Consider the following 19,579-nt stretch of genomic DNA (forward strand, 5'->3'; position numbering starts at 1 on the left):
TCCATGCGTGGATGCAGAATCCGCAGCGCACCCGACGGCGGCTCCGGGGGCTGCTTCTCGGGATGCGGGCGTAATTCCTGGCACCGGTGGATGATCCGCCGCTACTCGCCCGTCCCGGGCGGAGCGGTTTCTTTTCCTGGATTGTCCGGTCCTGTCAGGTACCTACCGAAGCGGGTGGAGGCGCTGGCTTCGCCAACCCTGTGATTGTGGGTAAGCTCAGGAAAAGTACGCCTCACCCACCCCCAGACAGACTGCGTTGCCTTCCGTGAGCTCGCCCCAGACGGCCATTCCGTTCGGAAAGTACCTGCTGATCAAGCGGCTCGCCGTAGGCGGCATGGCGGAGCTGTTCCTGGCGCAGCGTCCGCCGGACCCCGAGCTGGTGGTGCTGAAGCGGATCCTCCCGTACCTGTCGGAGGAGCCGGAGTTCGTCCAGATGTTCCTGGACGAGGCGCGCATCGCCGCGCAGCTGCACCACCCCAACATCGTGCAGGTGTCCGAGCTGGGGAACTGGGACGACAACATCTTCATCGCCATGGAGTACGTGGAGGGCGTGGACCTGCGGCGCGTGGTCGCCGAGGAGGCCAAGTACGGCGCCACGGTGCCCTGCGGCGTGGCGGCGCGCATCTGCGCGAGCGTGGCGGCGGGCCTGGACTACGCGCACCACAGCCGGGGCGTGGACGGGCGCCCGCTGGAGCTCATCCACCGCGACGTCAGCCCGCAGAACGTGATGATTGCCTACGACGGGCGCATCAAGCTCGTCGACTTCGGCATCGCCAAGGCCGGCGCGTTCATGGAGCGCAGCAAGCCGGGCGTCATCAAGGGCAAGTTCCTCTATCTGGCGCCGGAGCAGGTGTCGCAGGAGCGGCTGGACCACCGCGCGGACATCTTCGCGCTGGGCACCATGCTGTACGAAATCACCACCGGCCGGCAGCCCTTCTCCAAGCCCACCACCGAGGGCATCCTCTACGCCATCCGCTACGAGGACCCGGCCCCGCCGCACCTGTTGCGCGACGACTACCCCGAGGAGCTGTCGCGCATCATCATGCGCTGCCTCACCAAGGACCGGGGGCAGCGCTACCAGCGGGCCTCGGCGGTGCGCGCGGATCTGGAGTCCTTCCTCGACTCGGGCGTGCTGCGGCAGAGCCTGGACGTGTCGGAGTACATCGCCCGGCTGCTGGGCGCGGAGGAGGAGCGCACCGTCCTCCACATCCCCGTGGCCCGGGGCGCCGGGCGCCGCGACGCCACCGTGCCGTTGCCGGCCACGCGGCCGCCGGTGCCCGAGCCGATGGAGCGCCGCTCCGTCCTGGAGAGCACTGCCCCCACGCTGTCCTCCACCACGCCCTCCTCGGAGCCTCACGCGCTGCTCACGCCGGGCCTCACCGCCCGGCCCCTGCGCCGCGCCTCCGGTGACGCGCTGCCGGTGCCCTCCTACGGTGACGAGCCGGAGCCCGCGACGCAGATGGCGCGCCCGCGCGAGTTGCCCACCTTCGGCCGGGACGACGAGGACACGGCGGACGTGTCCACCGCCATCAACACCGCGCCCAGCGGCAACGAGCTCGCGGCCGAGGTGGTGGCGGAGCTGGAGTCGGACGACGCCGAGGACGCCGAGTACACGGTGCCGCAGCGCGGTCGCCTCCGCGATGAGCGCCCCCGCACGCCCTCCGCGCCGCCGGTGCCCACGCGCCGCTCCTCCGGCCCCCACCACGCCGAGCCGCCACCGCCGCCGCGTGCCTCCAACATCTCGGAAGGGCCGCGCTCGCGCCGCGTCTCGCCGCCGCCGGCTCCGGTGACGGTGCCGCCCCGCCGCACGCCCCGCCCGGACGAGGAGTCCGTCTCCGTCACGCCTCCCTCGGCGCCGCGCCGTCCCTCGACGGTGGACGCGGAGGCGTCACAGTCCGTCTCCATCACCCCGGCCACCGTGAATCAGCGGGCCGCGTCGCGCCCCGGCCTGCCGTCCTCGCGGCTGGCCGCGCCGGACGAGGAGGACGACTACTTCCCCACCGACTCGGGCATGTCCACGGTGGAGTACACGGACCCGACGCCCACGCTGCGGCCGGACCCGGACGACGACGAGTCCACCGCGGGCTACGACAGCTACGCGGGCGACCTCGACGAGTCGGGGGGGATGTACGCGAACACGAATGCGAACCTCCCGCGGCGTCGCTTCCCCGTGGCCCTGCTGGTGGCCGGCGGCGGCGCGCTGCTGCTCGCGCTCGGCGCCGGAGTCATCTGGGCCCTGCGCACGCCCCAGGTGGCGGTGACGCAGCCGGACCTCTCCGCCACCGTCCTGCAGCCGCCCGCGAATCCGAAGCCCGTCGCGCCGCCGCCCGCGCCCGTGCCGCCGAAGCCCACCGTGGAGGCGCCCTCGCCGGGGGGTGACGAGGCGAGCGTGAAGCCGCTGGTGCCGGACGCGGGCAGCGCGAGCGTCGCGCCCACGGGTGAGGACTTGCCGGAGCTCGAGCCCGCCGTCGCCACCGCCGACGCGGGCACGCCCGAGCCCGCGCCGGAGCCGGCCCTGGTGGACGTGCGCTTCGACGCGCCGGCCCGCACCGTCCTGCGGCAGGAGGGGGGCGAGCGGCTGCCCGTCAACAAGGTCATCTCCCTGCCGCCTGGCACCCTCAAGGTGCGCTACGCCTGCCCGGGACGTCGGGCTCCCAAGGGTACAAAGCCCTACCTTGTAGAGGCGGCAGGCGAGGGGCCGCTGGTCCTCTCGATTCCGTGCCGGGGCCGCCGCTAGTCGTGTCGGGCACTTGGCCCGTATGCGGCATCCTGCCCCCGGGGCGGACACGTGGGACCGGGTGGGCTTGAGTGTCCTTAAGTCGTTGGAATTCCTAGATTTTCATCGTTCTGGGCGCATTGATACATGTCAGACGGGTCCGTAGAATCCGTGACCCTTATGGCGCGCCCGAAGAGTCAGAAAAGCGTAGTCACGAAGAGGAGTTACACGGCCGGCCGGGTGGCCCGGCAGCTTCCCGTCGCACCGGAGCCCAACAGGCTCCTCAAGGTGTGGCGGCGCGTGCTCGAACGTCGCCTCCGCACGCGGTTGCGCGCGAAGGTCGCGTTGGAGATCCACGACAACACGCACACCATGCTGACGTTCCAGCGCCAGCGCTCGATGTGGCGGCTGCGGCTGCACCACATGTTCCTCGCCGCGCCGGATGACGTGGTGCAGGCGCTCGCCAGCTTCGTGCGCAAGGGCGACCCGGATGCGAGCGTGATGTTGGACCGCTACATCGAGCGCAACCGCGCCTACATCCGCAGGCTGTCCCCGGCGCAGATGCGCAAGCGCATCCGCCTGGAGCCGGAGGGCCAGCACCACGACCTGGAGCGCATCTTCGCCCGGCTCAACGAGCGCTACTTCAGCAGCCGCATCGACGCGGCCATCACCTACGGCCCGGCGCCGCGGGTGAAGGGGCCTCGCAAGAGCATCAAGATGGGCTCGTACTCGGCGGACTCGAAGGTCATCCGCATCCACCCGGCGTTGGACCAGCCGGTGGTGCCCCGCTACTTCGTGGAGTGGATTGTCTTCCACGAGATGCTCCACCACGTGTACCGGACGCGGCGGGGCGATGACGGGCGGCGCTGCATCCACCCGCCCGAGATGATGGAGCACGAGCGGCGCTTCCACGACTTCTCGCGCGCCCAGGCCTGGGAGCAGGAGAACCTGGATCTGCTGCTGCGCGCCCGCGTCACCTCTTCGTAGTCAGGTACGCCCCCTCCCGGCGCTTCAGGGGAGGATGAGGCCGCCGGGGCTGCGCCGCTCCAGACTGGGAGCGGGCGCGGCCGCGGGGGCCGCCTTCGGATTCGTACCTGGGGGCTGGGTCGTCGCGGCCCCCTGGGCTTCGGCCCGTGCACCGGCGGCGGCCACGAGGGCGAGCACCTTCTCGAAGAGCCGCTCCACGAAGCGCGAGAAGGGCTCCTCGGCGCCGTGGAAGAGGCGGCGGGCCTCACCCCGGGCCACCTCCGCCTCGTGCGCTCGGGCGGTGCGCTCGAAGAAGTCGGCCATCCGCCACAGCCGCAGGGCGTAGCGCTGGCGGGCCTCCGGGGTGGCGAGGAAGTCGCGCGCCACGGTGCGCACCGCCGCCTGGAGCTGCTCCTGGCGCTGCACGTCGCTGAGGGCCAGCGGGCTGTGCATCACCTCGTCCAGCTTCTGCAGCAGCCGCTTCACCTCGGACTCCGGGGGCAGCCACGTGGACATTTCCGGCGTCGCGTGGAGCACGTCGCCTTCGAGGACGCGGCGCACGTCCTCGGGCTCGGGCGGGGGCAGGGCGGTGGGCTCCGTCTGGGGCTGCACGCCGAAGTGGCGCAGCGCCAGGTCCAGGCCGGGCGGGAAGGGCGTGCGCGCGCGGAGGTTGGTGCCGGCGGCCTCGGCGAGCAGGGCGGCGGCCTCGTGCTGGGGCAGCTCCACCGTGCCGCCCTTCTCCAGGGACTCCTTGAGCAGGCGCCGGAAGTTGCCCCGGCTCTTCTCGCCCACGCGCAGCTCCACCACGCCCTCGGTGTCGGTGATGAGGGCCTGCACCATCTCCACGCCGCCGCCGCGCTGCACGCGGCCCAGGACGAGCGCCCGCTCGCCCGCGTTGGTGATGGTGGAGGCCATCGCCGGCAGCGCGTCCGGCGCGGGCGTGGCGGCGCGAGGGGCCTCCGGGGCGCTGGGGCGCGGGGCCTCGGCCACGGCGACGCCGCGCGAGCGCAGCCGGTACAGCGCCTTCTTCGCCGCCTTGGCCAGCGGCTTCACCGCCGACGCGGACAGGGCCTCGGGCAGGGCGGGCAGGCCCTCCAGCACGGCGGCCTCCAGCACCGCGGCGGCGAGGGCTTCCGGCAGGGGCTCCACGGCGGCGGGCGTGGCCGCGCGCACGTCCCGCGCGAGCGCCCGGGCGCTCTCCACCGCGTCGGCGGGAAAGGCGGGCAGTGGGGTGCCGGCGCGCAGCGCGTCCAGCAGGGGGCGGGGCTCAGTGGGGCTCATGCCCGCGCCTTGTACTGCACGCGGTACGGCGCGGGGCACGCGACGTGAGGGACGTGCGCCCACTGGCCCACACTCGCCACGTGTCGCGCTTCAGCGGCGGCGCACCAGCCAGCTCCGCTCGGACTGCGCCACCACCACCAGCTCCGACTGGAGCCGCTCGCCGAACACGCGCGAGGGGTGCACGCCGCGCACGAGGAAGTGGTCGTACCAGGCGCCCTGCGTGGCGTAGTCCAACTGCTGCGGATTCCACTCGGAGGGGAAGGTGGGGGGCACCTCGCCGGGGTAGCGCAGGGGCGAGTGGGGCGTGGAGGCGAAGGTGAAGTTGGGCACGCCGCCGCGCGCGCGGGCCAGCACGGCGGCGCCGTGGATGTAGACGGGGAAGCGCACCACGCGCGACTGCGTGTCGAAGATGAGCCCCATGACGCGCGGCCTCGGCGCGGTGGCGGCGACTAGCGGCTCCCACTCGGCGGCGGCCTCGCGCGAGAAGGCGCGGTAGCCGCTCGTCATGACGAAGGCCAGCACCAGCGCGCACGCCGCGGCCGCCATCCCCAGGGGGCGCCGCCACGCGTGCACGGTGGCGGGCATGGTGGCCACCAGCAGCGCCGCGGCCAGGTGCGAGTAGCGCGTGTTGAGGTAGTAGACGTAGCCGCGGATGTCGAAGGGCAACAGGAAGTAGAGCGCGAGCGCCAGCACGCCCAGCCCCAACAGCCGCGCGCTGGCCACGGGCCCTCGCGTCGCCGGGCGCTCCGGCCGCAGCAGGCCCGCCAGCCACCCGGCCACCGCCACCGCGCCCACCGCGTACAGCGCCCACCGGTCCGAGCCGTCGCGGAAGGTGTTGGCCAGCACGTCGAAGAGCTCGGCCCGGTTCTGCTCGAAGCTCTTCCACGCCAGGTTCTGTGGCGAGAAGGTGGGCCCCCACGCCTTCCACGGCACCCCCGGCTGGATGTCCGCCGGCTCGCCGAAGCGCAGCACCACCCAGCCCAGGAAGAGCGCCACGCCGGGCACCACGCCCACCAGCGCCGGCACGCGGGGCCGCAGCCGCGCGGCCACGCCCTTCGCACCCGCGTCCTCCGGCACCGCCGTGGTGAGGAGCAGCCACGGCAGCCCGAAGGCGAGGAAGCCGAAGGCCTGCACGTGGAAGAGCAGCACCGCGACGAGGCACACGGCCAGCCCCACGGCCCACGTGCGGCGGCGGGGCGCGTCCTCCAGCGCGCGCACGAAGAGGCCGCAGCACAGCAGCGTCAGCGGCAGCGCCGCGCAGTAGTTGACGAAGCCCCAGCCGAAGCTGTCGCCGTACGCGAAGGGCAGCGCCAGCAGCGACGGCCACATCGGCCGGCCCAGGCTGCGCAAGAGGAAGCCCAGCCCCAGCGGCAGCCCCACCACGTACGCGGTGAGGAAGACGCGGTTGGCGGCCTCCAGCGGGAGCAGCCAGTTGAGGGCGCTGACGAGGTAGTAGTAGCCGAGGTACGGCGTCAGCGCGTGCCGCGCGGCGAAGAACTGCGGGTACAGCGTGGTGGGGTCATCCAGCCGGTGCAGGACGGAGATGAGGTACAGGTGCTGCGGCAGGTCCGCCATGGGCAGGTAGCGCGACGCCCAGAGGGGCAGGGCGCCCAGCACCAGGGCCGCGGCGTAGACGAGTCGGTCGGGTCGGTTCGTCACGGAGGGCGCGGACTGTACGCGCCGCCTCCGGACCTCGCGAGCAACCCGTGCGAGCAACCCGTGCGAGCAACCCGTGGAGCAGCCGGTCAGGCTTCACAGGTAGACAAAGGTGCGGCCTTCATCCTTGGCAGGGGGCGGGGGCTGCGGTATGAGCGCGGCGAGTGGGTGCCGTGGCGGTATCCCGAAGGAGAACGGACATGACACGCATCGCGACGCTGGTGGCCGCGGGGCTGATGGCCGGAGGGCTGCTGCTGGCGCCGAACCCGGCGCACGCTTGCGAGGCCCACGCACGGGCCGCCGCCGAGGCGAAGAAGGCCGAGGCCGCCAAGGCCGACGCGAAGAAGGCGGACGTCTCCAAGCCCGACGCCGCCAAGGCCGACGAGGCCGGCGCGGTGGACGCGAAGCCGTCGCCCGCGCGCGGCGAGGTGGAGCGCCCGCTGGACGCGCTGGACTCGCTCATCGCCGGCAAGTGCGACTGCGGCAGCAAGGCGGACTGCACCTGCAAGAAGGGCTCGTGCGACTGCGCCAAGTGCCAGAAGCCCAAGCGCCAGGTGATGGACGCGCTGCGCGGCCGTCCCGCCGAGCTGAAGCTCCAGGAGGCGCGCTACGACGCCTCCGCCGGCATCTTCATCTGAGGGACTCGGCGGAGCCCTTCTCCGCCTTGAGCACCAGCAGCGGTGGCAGCGCGACGCGCTCGAAGCGCACCAGCCCCGCCGCCGCCGCCTCCGTCCGCAGCAGGGCCTCTCCGCGCGGGTGCAGCCCCAGCCGCCGGTGCACGAGCGCCGCGGCCGCGCCTGGAGGCACGTAGGTGCTGGCCACCCAGCGGCCACCGGGGCGCAGCACCCGCGCCACCTCCAGCATCAGCCGGCCCAGGTCCGCCACGAAGTGCAGCGAGCCGGCCATCAGCACCGCCCCCAGGGAGTGGTCCTGGAAGGGGAGGTGGGGCGCCTCGGCGCGGAGGAAGTCCACCGCGGCGCCGGCCTCGCGCGCCTGGGCCACGCCCTCCTCCAGCATGGCGCGCGACACGTCCATCGCCGCCACGGCGGGGAAGTCCGGCTCGCGCGCCAGCCGCCGCGCCAGCAGGCCCGTGCCGCAGCCCACGTCCAGCACCGGCGCCTCCGGGCGGCCCAGCAGGCTGCGGTAGAGGAGGTACTCGCTGTCGCGGTCCAGCTCCTGGCGGGTGAGGGCGCGCTCGAGGACGGGGCGCACGTAGCGCTCGTAGGAGCGCGCCACCCAGCGGTTCTCCAGGCCGCGCTGCACCGTGCCCGCGGCGGAGTGCTCCACCACGAGGTCCGCCACGCCCTCGGCCACGGGGTACGTCGCGCGGCACTCGCCGCAGCGCAGCGGGCCGAAGAGCAGCACCGCGGCGTCCGCCTCCGGCTGGAGACCGCCACGCCGGCATCGGGGACATCGCAGGAGGGGAACGAGCGCGCGCCGCATGGAGCCGGCGAGGCTACCGCCCCCGGCCCCACACGAGAACCGCTTTCACGGAGGTACGCCCGGCGCTCAGGCCGAAGGAGGATTGCGCGTGACGCGCTTGTCCTCGGCCACCAGCACCGGCCAGCCGCGCGCCATGGCCTCGCGGAAGAAGGCCGCCAGCTCGCGCCGGCTGTGGTTCACCGCGCCCAGGAACGGGTCGATGAGCGCCTCCTCCCCCAGGCTGCGCGGGGACGTCAGCTCCACCGGGTTGCCGCACCGCTCGCAGCGGATGGACACCTGGCGCACCAGCGCTACCGGCACCGCGTAGCGGGCGCCGCACTCGGAGCACTTCCACACCAGGGCGCGCTCGCCGGCCTCGCGCTTCGCCAGGTTCTCCAGCTCGTCCGCCAGCCGCAGCAGCGCCGGCAGGTCTCCCGGCGGCTGCGCGAAGATGGCGGAGGGGCCGAAGCCCGCCTCGGGGGCGCCCAGCGTGGGGGGACGGTCCCCCTGAAGCAGGGCGCGCATCCTGTCGCGGGCGCGCACGTCGCGGAACTCGGCGCCCGTCAGGGCACGCTCCACGGCCTCGTGCACCGGAGGCAGCTCCGGCTCGAGGCGCTCATCGTCCGGCAGCGACTGGGGGTAGTTCACCAGACGGTGCGCGGGGACTGCGAGGAATCGGAAGGCCACGCCTGCTCCATTGCACCCTGCCGTTTCCGGCGCAAGGCGCGAGTTGGAAAGTGTCCGCTGCTGCGAGTTCTCCCGCCCCTAGACCGACCACTCCAGCATGCGCTGCAGCGGTGCCCGCGCGGCTTCGCGCAGGTCCTCCGGCATCACCAGCTCCGGCGTCCGGTCCTTCATGCAGCGCCACAGCTTCTCCAGCGTGTTCAGCCGCATGTAAGGGCACTCGTTGCACGCGCAGCCATTGTCCGGAGGTGCGGGGATGAACGTCTTGTGCGGCGCCCCCTTCTTCATCTGGTGGAGGATGCCCGCCTCCGTCACCACGATGAACTTCTCCTTCGGGCTCTTCAGCACGTAGTCCAGCAAGCCCTTGGTGGAGCCGATGAAGTCCGCGTGCCGCAGCACCGCCGCCTCGCACTCCGGATGCGCCACCACCTCCGCCTCCGGATGCTCCACCTTCAGCTGCACCAGCTTCTTCTCGCTGAAGATTTCATGGACGATGCAGCTGCCCGGCCACAGCACCATGTCGCGACCGGTCTGTTTCATCACGTAGCGCCCCAGGTGCTGGTCGGGAGCGAACAGCACCTGCCGGTCCTTCGGCACGTGGTTGACGATTTTCACCGCGTTGGAGGACGTGCAGATGACGTCGCTCATCGCCTTCACCGCGGCGGAGCTGTTCACGTAGCTCACCACGAAGGCCCCGGGGTGCTTGTCCTTGAAGGCCTTGAAGGCCGCCGGCGGGCACCGGTCGGACAGCGAGCAGCCGGCCTTCAGGTCCGGCAGCAGCACCTGACGCGACGGGTTGAGGATTTTCGCCGTCTCCGCCATGAAGTGCACGCCGCAGAAGACGATGACGTCCGCCTTCGTCGTCGCGGCCGCCTGCGCCAGCGCCAGGCTGTCCCCTACGAAGTCCGCCAGGTCCTGAACCTCGCTCTCCTGGTAGTAGTGCGCCAGGATGACGGCGTTCATGGAACGCTTGAACTCCTGGATTTCCCTCGCGTAATCCACCTCGGCGCCCATGGCACCTCCCTGGAACCGACATTTAACCGGGTCCGCGAAGGCAGGCCAGGGTGCGGTTTACCCCACTCCCCGAATGGCCGGGCGGCCGTGACTCAGGCTGCCGGCCCTTAATCGAACATCGCCCCTGTCCTCATGCAGGGCACTCCCTTCCCCGGGAGGTTCGTTAAGATGGCCGCCTGAGCCGGACGCATCGCGTGGCCTTCGCGCCACTGCGACTGGGGCTTTCGGAAAGCGGGGGATGTGAGCGGGCGCCGTCGGGGATCCCGGCGGGGTCGCAGTGAGCAATTCTCATCCCCGGACCTGAGAGGTTGTTTTTCCGGAAGACAGTCTGATGACGCCCGGTGGAGGAGGACATATGACCGTGACGACGCGCGCAGTGCTGGTCGTGCACCCGGATGCGGAGCGTCGTACGCAGCTTCGGTCCGTGCTGGCGGGTTACGAAATTTTCGAGGCCTCCAACCGCGAGGAAGCGGTCGAATTCCTCAAGAAGGGCGCGCCGGTGCTGGTGCTCACCCACCCGGACCCCTTCCCCCGGCTGCTGAAGGACCTGGAGCGCCACGCGCCCCGCGCCATCCGCGCAGTGCTGTGTCCCCGGGACAACGTCCGCACCCACCACAGCCTCGTGGACGTGGCGGCGGCCGGACACATGTTCTTCACCCTCGACGACGAGCCCTCGCCCGCGCTGCGCCGCGCCGTGCTGGATATCCTGGAGCTGCGCGAGTCCGAGCGCCGCGTGCCGCAGGGCACGCTGGAGGCGCGCTTCGTGGCGGACGGCACCCCGTTCCGCGCCGAGCTGCTCGACGTGGGCACCGGCGGCCTGGGCCTGCGCCTGGAGCCCAGCGTCCGGATTGAGCGGCTGACGCCGGGCACGGAGCTGGAGGGCCTCCAGGTGTTCCGGAGCAACGCGCTGGTGCTGCGCGCCGGCCATGCCACGGTGCGCATGGTGCGCCCGCTGCGAGCGCAGGAGGGCGGCGGCTTCCAACTGGGCGTGTCCCTGGAGAAGCCCATGGAGCACACGCGCACCACGCCCACGCCGCTGCTGCAGGACGCGGTGCGCATCCGCGGCCTCCTGCGCCGCGCGGTGCGCGCGGGCGTGGGCTTCGGCCTGCGCACGCACGAGGGCAACCGGCTGGTGGACTTCGCCAGCGCGGAGGTGCACCCGGAGGCGTCGCGGCTGGTGCTCCGCGAGCAGACGCGGCCCGGCGGGCTGTTCCACCCCGGTGACGTGGTGCAGCTGTGTCTGGACTTCGGCGGCGTCTGCCACGTGGGCACCACGGCCGTGCTGTCGGTGGAGGAGCACCAGGTGGAGGTGGCCCTGCCGCGCTCCCTGAGCCTGCACCACCGCCGCAACAGCCTGCGCTTCCGCTCCACCGCGGAGCGGCCCTTCGCCGTGTCCTTCGACTCCCCCCTCACCGGGGAGTCGCTCTACCGGCCGCTGCTGGATTTGCACACCGGCGGCTTCGCCTTCCCCTTCGACGCCGGCCACGAGGTCTTCCCCGCCGGGCTGGTGCTGGACGAGGTGACGCTGCACCTGCCGGACGGCACGCGCTCACGCTGCCGCGCCCAGGTGCAGGACACCGGGCAGCTCACCGTCGCCGACGAGAATGGCGGCATGAATCGCCCCCGCCGCTGCGGTGTGCGCATCCTCGAGCTGGCCCCGGAGGCGCGCACCGCCATCCTGGACGCCTTCATCCAGGCGCGCTGCCCGGACGCGCGCGACGGCTCGGAGCTGGCCTTCCCGGACATCTGGGACCTCTTCCGCGCGGCCGAGGTGCGCTTCCCGGACTACCCGTACCATGACGGTCCGCCGCAAGAGGCGCTGATGGCGTCCCACCGGGCGCTGGGCAACGGCACCCACGGGCTGTCCAAGGCCATCGTCTACCAGCGCGAGGGCCGGCTCTACGGCCACATCTCCGGCCTGCGCATCTACTCGAAGACGTGGCTGTCCCAGCACCTGGTGGTGCGGCCGGGCTACCACCGCCACGAGTCCATCTCCCAGGAGCTGGTGGCCCTGGCGGCCGACTACGCGGAGAGCCTGGAGGACGTGGAGTACCTGCGCGCCCTCTGGCGCTGCCGCAACCGGTGGACGTCGCGCATCTACGGCGCCATCGCCAGCCGCCTGGAGCGCCCGGGCCTGAGCTGCCTGCACGCCTTCACCCCCTGCCGGCTGCCGGTGGACGCGGCGCTGCCGCCGCCGCGCGAGGATTTGCGCGTGCGCCCGGCGGAGACGTCCGACTTGCGCTGGCTGGAGCAGCACCTGCGCGAGACGGAGGACGTGGTCCGCCTGCGCAGCTCGGACCTGGTGGAGGGGGAGATGTCGCTGGGCACGCTCGGCGGCCGCTACACCGACGCGGGCCTGCGCCGCTCGCGCACCATCGCCATGGTGGAGGGCCGCGAGGGCCCACAGGGCTTCGTCCTCATGGAGGACTCCAGCCCGGGCCTCTTCTGGGCCGAGTGGTACAACGCCTTCTCGCTCGTCATGGTGGAGAAGGACGCCCAGGAAGCGGACGCGGTGCGCCGCGCCCTGGTGACGCACGCGGTGGCGGACTCGGCCCGGCGCGGCCGCACCACCGCGGAGTGCCTGGCCACGGACGCGGACCTGCCCTCGCTGGAGGGGCTGGGCTTCCACAACCTCGGCAAGGTGATGGAGTTCACCGCGCATCGCCGGCTGGTGCGCGACTGGAACGCCTACCTGCTCGCCGTCTTCGAGCGGCTGGCCGCCAATCCGCGCGGCACCGTCAAACTGGACGACAAGGACATCGCGGCATGACCTACCTCATGCAGTCGGACGAGGAGGTGCGGCGCCTGAAGGCCCAGGCGAGCGCCAACTCCTATGCGGACCGGCTGCGGCTGACGGGACTTTCGCCGGGGCAGGTGGCGCTCGACGCCGGCTGCGGGCCGGGCATCATCACCTCGGAGATGCTGGACGTGGTGGGGCCTTCCGGGCGGGTGGTGGCCATTGAACCGCTCGCCGCGCACTTCGAGGCGGCGCGCGCGCTGCTCTCCGGGCGCCCCAACGTGGAGGTGCTCCAGGGCGCGTTGCCGGACACGAAGCTGCCTTCCAGCCACTTCGACTACGTCTGGTGCCAGTACGTCTTCGAGTACCTGCACGAGCCGATGCCCGCGCTGGAGGAATTGGTGCGGGTGGCGAAGCCCGGCGGCCGGGTGGTGGTGGCCGACATCGACGGGGTGGGGCTGTGGAACTGGCCTTACCCGGAAGACCTGGAACAGGAGAGCCAGAAGCTGCTCCTGGCCCTGCGCGAGGCCCGCTTCGACCTGCACGCCGGGCGGAAGATGTTCCACCTCTTCCGCAAGGTGGGGCTGGCGGACCTGCGCGTGCACGTCTCACCCTTCTACGTGGCGGCGGGCCCGGTGGACGCGCGGCTGCACGAGGACTGGGTCATCCGCTTCCGCACCCTGCGTCCGCTGGCGGAGCGGTTCTTCGGGGGCGCGCAGCCCTATGACACCTTCTGCCAGCGCTTCCTCGCCCTCCTGGATGACCCCGACACCCTCAAATATGCGATGGTGTTGACCACGGAAGGAGTGAAGCGTTGACCGTCCCCGCGGACCTGGCGACCGCACCGCCAGCCCCCGACACGCCCGAGATCAGCGTCAGGATGTTTCGCGCCCTGCTGCTGCACTACGAGCGCACGTACGGGCGCGAGCGGCTGCAGCGCGTCTGGCGCCGCGAGGGACTGCCGCTGTCGCTGGAGTACGTGGAGACGCTCACCAACTTCGTCTCGCTGGACTTCACCGAGCGCCTCTTCGACGTGTTGGACCGCGACTCGGGGGACCCGGACTTCATCACCAAGGCGGGCCGCCGCATCGCCAGCCCGGAAGCGGTGGGCTTCCTCTTCTACATGATGAAGGCGGTGGCCACCCCGCGCAGCGTCTACGAGCGCGCGCTGGAGCTGGACCACACCTACAACCGCGTGGGCGGCTTCCGCATCCTGCAGATGGCCGACTCGTGGGTGAAGGTGCAGTACTCCAGCCGCATCCGCGAGAGCAACCGCAACCTCTGCCGCACGCGCCAGGCCAACCTCGCCGCGTTCCCCACCGTCTGGAACCTGCCCCTCGCGGATGTGAAGGAGCTCCAGTGCCAGGTGGAGGGGGCGCCCTGTTGCGAGTACGAGTGCCATTGGCAGAACCTGCCGCCCCTGGCCTGGCGCTTCGCCGCGGGCGGCCTGGTGGGGATGCTGGGTGGCCTGGCCTGCGGGGCGTTGGACTGGGCGCCGCCCGTGTTCGCCGTCACCGCCCTGGGCATGGCGGGCGTCGCCGTGGGGACGTGGCTGGACACGCGCGGGGCCCTCCTGCGCAAGGACGCGCTGCTGTCCGAGCAGCACCAGGGCCTGCGCACCTCGCTGGAGGACTTGCAGCGGCGCAACGAGGAAATCTTTCGCGCCAACGTGGCCCTGGAGGACCGCGTCGCCGAGCGCACCCAGGCGCTGTCCGAGGCCAACGCCAAGCTGGAGCTGTCGCTCTCCCGGCAGCAGGAGCTGGACAGGCTCAAGAGCGAGTTCTTCGACAACGTGAGCCATGAGCTGCGCACGCCGCTCACCCTCATCCTGCTGACGCTGGAGTCGCTGGAGAAGCGCGCGGAGGGGCTGCCGGCGGTGGTGGAGCAGCACGTGTCCACCATGGAGCGCAGCGCGCAGCGACTGCTGCGGCTCATCAACAACCTGCTCGACCTGGCCCAGCTGGAGTCCGGCAAGGCGCGGCTGCGCTACCAGCCGCTGGAGCTGCACGGCTTCTTGAGCTCGGTGCTGCCGCCCTTCTTCACCATGGCGGAGCGGCAGGGCGTGTGGCTGAAGCTGGAGGGCCAGGTGCTGACGCCCGTCCAGGTGGACCACGAGCGCATCGACATCGTCTTCCAGAACCTGCTCTCCAACGCGCTCAAGTTCACCCAGAAGGGCGGGGTGACGGTGCGCGTGAGCGAGGACGCGACGGACGTGCACGTGGAGGTGGAGGACACCGGCCAGGGCATCTCCCAGCAGGACTGCGCCGTCATCTTCGACCGCTTCGCCCAGGCGGACAACAGCGGCACCCGGCGCTTCGGCGGCACCGGCATCGGCCTGGCGCTGGTGAAGGAGACGCTGGAGCTGCACTCGGGCGGCATCACCGTGAAGAGCGAGCTGGGCAAGGGCTCCACCTTCCACGTCCGGCTGCCCAAGGGCTCGGCCCACATCCGCGAGGACTTGCGCGAGCGGCGCCGGGCGGACGCCGTCGTTCCGGTGCGCAGGGATCGCCGCACCTCCGGAGCCTTCCCCGCGCTGGAGACGGGCGGCCCGGCCGGCACCGTCTCCTCGTCCGCGCCCGGGAGGGACCACGCGGGCCCCAGGCCCGATGCGCCCCGCGTGCTGGTGGTGGAGGACGACGCCGAAATCCGCAGGTTCGTCACCGGCCTGTTGTCCCAGCACTACCAGGTGCTGGAGGCCGTCAACGGCGAGGAGGGCCGGCAGCGCGCGCTGACGGAGCGGCCGCACCTCATCGTCTCCGACGTGATGATGCCCGTGCTCTCCGGCCTGCAGATGCTGGTGGCGCTGCGCGCCGACTCGCGCACGGTGGACATCCCCATCATCCTCCTCACCGCGCGGCAGGAGGTGTCCGCGAAGGTGGAGGCCCTGGGCACTGGCGCCAATGACTACCTGGGCAAGCCCTTCAGCCCGCGCGAACTGCTGGCGCGCATCGAAACCCAGCTGCGCCTGCGCGAGGCGGCGGTGCGCGCGGCGGAGAACGAGCGGCTGGCGGCCATCGGCCTGCTCACCTCCGGCTTCGCGCACGAGGTGCGCAACCCGCTCAACGGGCTGATGAACGCGCTGCAGCCGCTCAAGGACATGATGGCCGGCGGGCCCGAGGAAGGGGACATGGGCAAGGCCATGCTGGAGGTGGTGGAGGAGTGCGGCCAGCGCATCCGCCACCTGGCCGAGTCCCTGCTCTCCTTCACCCGCACCAGCGACACGCCGGTGGCGCTGTCCCTGGACGCGTCGCTGGAGTCCACGCTGAGCGTCCTGGCGTGGAAGGTGCCCTCCGGCGTGACGGTGGAGCGCGCCTACCAGTGCACGGAGATGCTGCTGGGAGACCCGGGCACCCTCAACCAGGTGTGGCTCAACCTGCTCGACAACGCCCTCAAGGCCGTGGGCGAGCACGGCCGGGTGAAGGTGGCCACGTTGTGCCGCGGCGACGAGGCGGTGGTCACCATCAGCGACGACGGGGTGGGCATCCGCAAGGAAGACATGGAGCGCCTCTTCCAGCCCTTCTTCTCCACCCGCGCGGCGGGGGAGGGGACGGGCCTGGGCCTGGCGCTCAGCCGTCGCATCATCCTGCGTCATGGCGGGCTCATCTCCCTCACCAGCGCGCCCGGCGAGGGCACCCAGGTGGAGGTCCGCCTGCCTTTGCGTCCCCCGACCGTCACTCCGAACGGGCACTCCGAGCCCGCCCCGGAGCAGCGCGTCGGACGCCTGGGCTGAGCCGGCCGCCAACGCCCGCCTGCCCGGACCGGCAGTAGGGTTGCCCATTCAGTGAGTAGGGAATTCTCCGTGTCCCCAGGTGTCCTCCTGGGCACGGCCAGCGTGTCTGCTACAGTCACGCCTCTTTTCCGTTACACCCCTCCTTTCAAGGAAACCACGGCATGCAAGCCACCGACGCCGCGGGCGCCGCCCGCAAGGGCCACCCCCGAGGGCTCTACCTCCTGTTCTTCACCGAGATGTGGGAGCGCATGTCCTATTACGGCATGCGCGGCCTGCTGGTGCTCTTCCTCACCGACAAGGTCGCGGGCTGGGGCTGGACGACGGGGAACGCGCTCTCGCTCTACGGCACGTACACGGGCCTCGTGTACCTGACGCCAATTGCAGGTGGCTACATCGCCGACAACCTCATCGGGCAGCGCAAGGCCGTGGTCTTCGGCGGCACGCTGATGATGATTGGCCATCTATTGCTCGCACTGCCCGGGCAGGCCGTCTTCTTCACGGGGCTCGGTTTCCTGATCGCCGGCAACGGCTTCTTCAAGCCCAACATCTCCACCATGGTGGGTGGCCTGTACGAGCCGGGTGACGGCCGCCGCGACGGCGCCTTCACCATCTTCTACATGGGCATCAACCTGGGCGCGGTGCTGGGCAACTTCATCTGCGGCACCCTGGGCGAGAAGGTCGGCTGGCACTGGGGCTTCGGCGCCGCCGGCGTGGGCATGTTCCTGGGCCTCGTCACGTTCCTCGCGCTGAGCCGCGGCCTGCTCGGCAAGGTGGGCCTGACGCCCGAGAAGACGGACGCCGAGCGCCGCGAGGCGTGGCGCCGGGTGGGGATGTACGCGGTGTCCATCGCCATCGCCGTTGGCGTCTTCTACGGCCTGGCCGCCCTGGTGCCGTCGCTCGCCGAGGACACGGCCGTGGCCACGCTGGTGCGCTTCATCGCCGCGGGCGCGGTGTTCGCGGTCGGCGCGGTCATGGGCAACAACGTGCTGAACAAGGGCCAGAGCGCGGCTGAGGCGCAGGCCGGCGCGCTGACGAAGCAGGAACGCGACCGCGTCATCTCCATCTTCATCATCGCCATCTTCGTCGTCCTCTTCTGGATGGGCTTCGAGCAGGCCGGCGGCCTGATGAACCTCTACACGGACCAGAAGGTGGACCGCGGCCTGTTCGGCTGGCAGATCCCCACGACCTGGTTCCAGAACTTCAACTCCGCGTTCATCGTGATGCTCGCCCCGCTCATGGCGGCGCTCTGGAGCCGGCTCGCCGCGAAGGGCAAGGACCCGAACGTGGCGGTGAAGATGGCGTTCGGCCTCATCTTCATGGGCCTGGGCTTCCTCTTCATGGTGGGCGCCTCGCGCGAGAGCGCGCTGATGGGCAAGGCGGCCGCCTGGTGGGTCATCATGGCGTACCTCTTCCACACCGTGGGCGAGCTGTGCCTCTCTCCGGTGGGCCTGTCCATGGTGACCAAGGTCGCCCCGGCGCGGATGGTGAGCGCGATGATGGGCGTGTGGTTCCTCGCCAACGCGGCGGCCAACAAGCTGTCCGGCGTCGTGGGCGGCTACAGCGAGCAGATGGGCGAGTTCAACGTGTTCCTCTCGCTCGTCGCGGTGGGCGTGCTGGGCGGCGGCCTCCTGTGGGCGCTCAGCGGCAAGGTGAAGTCGCTCATGCACGGCACGGACGAGGTGAAGCCCGCCGCGCCCGCCACCAACACGCAGGGCGGCTCCGTGGCCGCGGCCTGAGCCACGGCTTCCGCTTCAAATGAAAACGCCGGAGCCCCCGCGAGGGTGCTCCGGCGTTTCTCTTTTCAGGCCTCCCGGACGCCGGGCTACGCCGTCTTCGCCGTCGCTCCGGCCGTGGTGTGCTCGCCGGTGGGGACGGGGGCCGCCGCCTGGAAGTAGTCGCGCACCTGGAACTTGCGCGCCACGAGCCAGAGCATGAGTCCCGCCAGCAGCGCGAGGCTGCCGTAGAAGAAGAACTGGCTGGGGCCCTTGAACGCCTGGATGCCCGAGATGAAGGCCACGAAGATGTTCGCGAGCGCCGTCGTCACCAGCCACAGCGACTGCACCACGCTCTTCATCTCGCGGGGCGCCTGCGTGTACGCGAACTCCAGGCCCGTGGTGGACACCAGGATCTCCGCCACCGTCAGCACCGCGTAGGGCAGCACCATCCACGCGATGTTGAGCACCTCCTTCTCGTCCATGCGTATCTGGAAGAAGCCGGCGATGACGTAGGAGGCCGCGCACAGCACCATGCCCAGCGGCATGCGGCGCAGCGGCGTCAGCTCCCAGCCCAGGCGCTTGAACAGCGGGTACACCGCCACCGTGAGCAGCGGGATGAGAATCATCACCAGGCCGGGGTTGATGAGCTGAATCTGGCTCGGCTGGAAGGTGAAGGGGCCCACCTGCGGGTCCATCGCCTTGGCCTGCAGCACCAGCGTGGACGCCTTCTGGTCGAAGATCATCCAGAAGAACATCACCGGGATGAAGAGCAGCACCAGGCGGAGCACCGCCTTGACGCCCTCGACGGCGGGCTCGGGGTGCTCGGCCCGCGCGGCGTCCAGCCAGTGCGCGCCCTTCACGCGCTCGCCCTTCGGGGACAGCGCCGACATGACCACGTGGAGGAACGAGTGCGGGTTCTTCCCCGTGGGCGGCACCAGCACATAGTGCCGGCGGCCCAGCCAGTAGATGGCCGTGGCGATGAACATCAGGACGCCTGGGATTCCGAATGCCACCGACGGCCCGTACTTCGCCAGGATGGCCGGGATGAACAGCGCCGCGAAGAACGAGCCGAGGTTGATGCTCCAGTAGAAGATGGAGAAGATCTTGTTCACGAGGTGCTTGTTGGACTCGTCGAACTGGTCCCCCACCATCGCCGCGACGCACGGCTTGATTCCGCCCGAGCCCATCGCGATGAGCAGCAGCCCGAAGTAGAAGCCCAGCGGCACGTCCTCGAAGAACGCCAGGCACGCGTGGCCCGCGCAGTACACCAGGCTCAGCCAGAGGATGACCTTGAACTTGCCGAACACCCGGTCGGCGAGCCACCCGCCCACGAGCGGGAACCAGTACACGCCGAACATGAAGAGGTGGAAGTAGCTCTTCGCGAGGGCGGCGCGGTCATCTCCCTCTCCCGCGGTCTGCCGGAGCAGGTAGTCCGCGAGGAACACGGTGAGGATTCCGCGCATCCCGTAGAAACTGAACCGCTCACAGGCCTCCTGGCCGATGATGTACGGGATTTGCGGGGGGAACTTGTTGCTCTGCGCGGCGGCGGTGGGCTGTGCCATGCGACAGGGTACTCTCTCGTGGCAGAAGGTGGGGGCTCCAAGAAAACAAGGATTCGAACCCTACCCAACCCCTCGCGCGGACTCCACCCCCGCCCG

Annotated in this window: 13 protein-coding genes; 7 read left to right on the forward strand and 6 right to left on the reverse strand. The window is 71.1% G+C overall.

The features are described 5' to 3' along the window. Nucleotides 1-265: 265 nt before the first annotated feature. The gene (locus G4D86_RS26690; RefSeq protein ID WP_163996862.1) at nucleotides 266-2,737 is read left to right on the forward strand and encodes a serine/threonine protein kinase; all 2,472 of its coding nucleotides are present in this window, start codon (nucleotides 266-268) and stop codon (nucleotides 2,735-2,737) included. A gap of 219 nt (nucleotides 2,738-2,956) precedes the next feature. Beyond that, nucleotides 2,957-3,703, forward strand: coding sequence for a hypothetical protein (locus G4D86_RS26695; protein WP_163996863.1), 747 nt, complete (start codon nucleotides 2,957-2,959; stop codon nucleotides 3,701-3,703). A gap of 24 nt (nucleotides 3,704-3,727) precedes the next feature. On the opposite strand, the gene G4D86_RS26700 is transcribed toward G4D86_RS26695, so the two are convergent. Beyond that, nucleotides 3,728-4,963, reverse strand: coding sequence for a hypothetical protein (locus tag G4D86_RS26700; RefSeq protein ID WP_163996864.1), 1,236 nt, complete (start codon nucleotides 4,961-4,963; stop codon nucleotides 3,728-3,730). Between the two features lie 90 nt (nucleotides 4,964-5,053). After that, nucleotides 5,054-6,622 carry a hypothetical protein gene (locus tag G4D86_RS26705; RefSeq protein ID WP_205519747.1) on the reverse strand — a complete coding sequence of 523 codons (1,569 nt, stop codon included), beginning with the start codon at nucleotides 6,620-6,622 and terminating at the stop codon, nucleotides 5,054-5,056. A 197-nt stretch (nucleotides 6,623-6,819) separates the two neighbouring features. Between G4D86_RS26705 and G4D86_RS26710 the strand changes: the two genes are divergently transcribed. Next, entirely contained in the window at nucleotides 6,820-7,257 is a 438-nt protein-coding gene (locus G4D86_RS26710; protein ID WP_163996865.1) for a metallothionein, read from the forward strand. Here the strand turns inward: G4D86_RS26710 and G4D86_RS26715 are convergent. From G4D86_RS26715 to nadA, 3 genes are all read right to left on the reverse strand, one after another. Then, nucleotides 7,250-7,984, reverse strand: coding sequence for a class I SAM-dependent methyltransferase (locus tag G4D86_RS26715; RefSeq protein WP_163996866.1), 735 nt, complete (start codon nucleotides 7,982-7,984; stop codon nucleotides 7,250-7,252). The genes G4D86_RS26710 and G4D86_RS26715 overlap by 8 nt on opposite strands. Before the next feature lie 144 nt (nucleotides 7,985-8,128). After that, the gene (locus G4D86_RS26720) at nucleotides 8,129-8,728 is read right to left on the reverse strand and encodes a zinc ribbon domain-containing protein (RefSeq protein WP_163996867.1); all 600 of its coding nucleotides are present in this window, start codon (nucleotides 8,726-8,728) and stop codon (nucleotides 8,129-8,131) included. Between the two features lie 78 nt (nucleotides 8,729-8,806). Continuing rightward, nucleotides 8,807-9,739, reverse strand: a complete 933-nt coding sequence (gene nadA / locus G4D86_RS26725; protein ID WP_163996868.1) for a quinolinate synthase NadA — start codon at nucleotides 9,737-9,739, stop codon at nucleotides 8,807-8,809. A 355-nt stretch (nucleotides 9,740-10,094) separates the two neighbouring features. Here nadA and G4D86_RS26730 point away from each other — a divergent pair, with 355 nt between their 5' ends. The 4 genes from G4D86_RS26730 to G4D86_RS26745 all read left to right on the forward strand — a co-directional run bounded on the left by G4D86_RS26730 (nucleotide 10,095) and on the right by G4D86_RS26745 (nucleotide 17,942). Then, nucleotides 10,095-12,509 (forward strand): hypothetical protein, encoded by a 2,415-nt coding sequence (locus G4D86_RS26730; RefSeq protein WP_163996869.1) that lies wholly within the window; start codon nucleotides 10,095-10,097, stop codon nucleotides 12,507-12,509. Then, entirely contained in the window at nucleotides 12,506-13,294 is a 789-nt protein-coding gene (locus G4D86_RS26735; protein ID WP_163996870.1) for a methyltransferase domain-containing protein, read from the forward strand. Before G4D86_RS26730 ends, G4D86_RS26735 begins: the two co-directional genes overlap by 4 nt. Continuing rightward, nucleotides 13,291-16,206 (forward strand): ATP-binding protein, encoded by a 2,916-nt coding sequence (locus tag G4D86_RS26740; protein ID WP_163996871.1) that lies wholly within the window; start codon nucleotides 13,291-13,293, stop codon nucleotides 16,204-16,206. The genes G4D86_RS26735 and G4D86_RS26740 overlap by 4 nt, the downstream gene beginning before the upstream one ends. A 161-nt stretch (nucleotides 16,207-16,367) precedes the next feature. Continuing rightward, the gene (locus G4D86_RS26745; RefSeq protein ID WP_163996872.1) at nucleotides 16,368-17,942 is read left to right on the forward strand and encodes a peptide MFS transporter; all 1,575 of its coding nucleotides are present in this window, start codon (nucleotides 16,368-16,370) and stop codon (nucleotides 17,940-17,942) included. Nucleotides 17,943-18,028: 86 nt separating this feature from the next. Here the strand turns inward: G4D86_RS26745 and G4D86_RS26750 are convergent, their stop codons facing one another. Further along, complete coding sequence (locus G4D86_RS26750) at nucleotides 18,029-19,483, reverse strand: POT family MFS transporter (protein ID WP_163996873.1); 1,455 nt, start codon at nucleotides 19,481-19,483, stop codon at nucleotides 18,029-18,031. Nucleotides 19,484-19,579 lie beyond the last annotated feature (96 nt).

It is taken from the genome of Pyxidicoccus caerfyrddinensis (assembly GCF_010894405.1).
Lineage (GTDB): Bacteria > Myxococcota > Myxococcia > Myxococcales > Myxococcaceae > Myxococcus > Myxococcus caerfyrddinensis.

Bases quoted from the DNA above. Each gene is read 5' to 3' on its own strand.
- nadA (WP_163996868.1), bottom strand. From the start codon at position 9,739: ATGGGCGCCGAGGTGGATTACGCGAGGGAAATCCAGGAGTTCAAGCGT.
- G4D86_RS26745 (WP_163996872.1), top strand. From the start codon at position 16,368: ATGCAAGCCACCGACGCCGCGGGCGCCGCCCGCAAGGGCCACCCCCGA.
- G4D86_RS26710 (WP_163996865.1), top strand. From the start codon at position 6,820: ATGACACGCATCGCGACGCTGGTGGCCGCGGGGCTGATGGCCGGAGGG.
- G4D86_RS26735 (WP_163996870.1), top strand. From the start codon at position 12,506: ATGACCTACCTCATGCAGTCGGACGAGGAGGTGCGGCGCCTGAAGGCC.
- G4D86_RS26730 (WP_163996869.1), top strand. From the start codon at position 10,095: ATGACCGTGACGACGCGCGCAGTGCTGGTCGTGCACCCGGATGCGGAG.
- G4D86_RS26750 (WP_163996873.1), bottom strand. From the start codon at position 19,483: ATGGCACAGCCCACCGCCGCCGCGCAGAGCAACAAGTTCCCCCCGCAA.
- G4D86_RS26700 (WP_163996864.1), bottom strand. From the start codon at position 4,963: ATGAGCCCCACTGAGCCCCGCCCCCTGCTGGACGCGCTGCGCGCCGGC.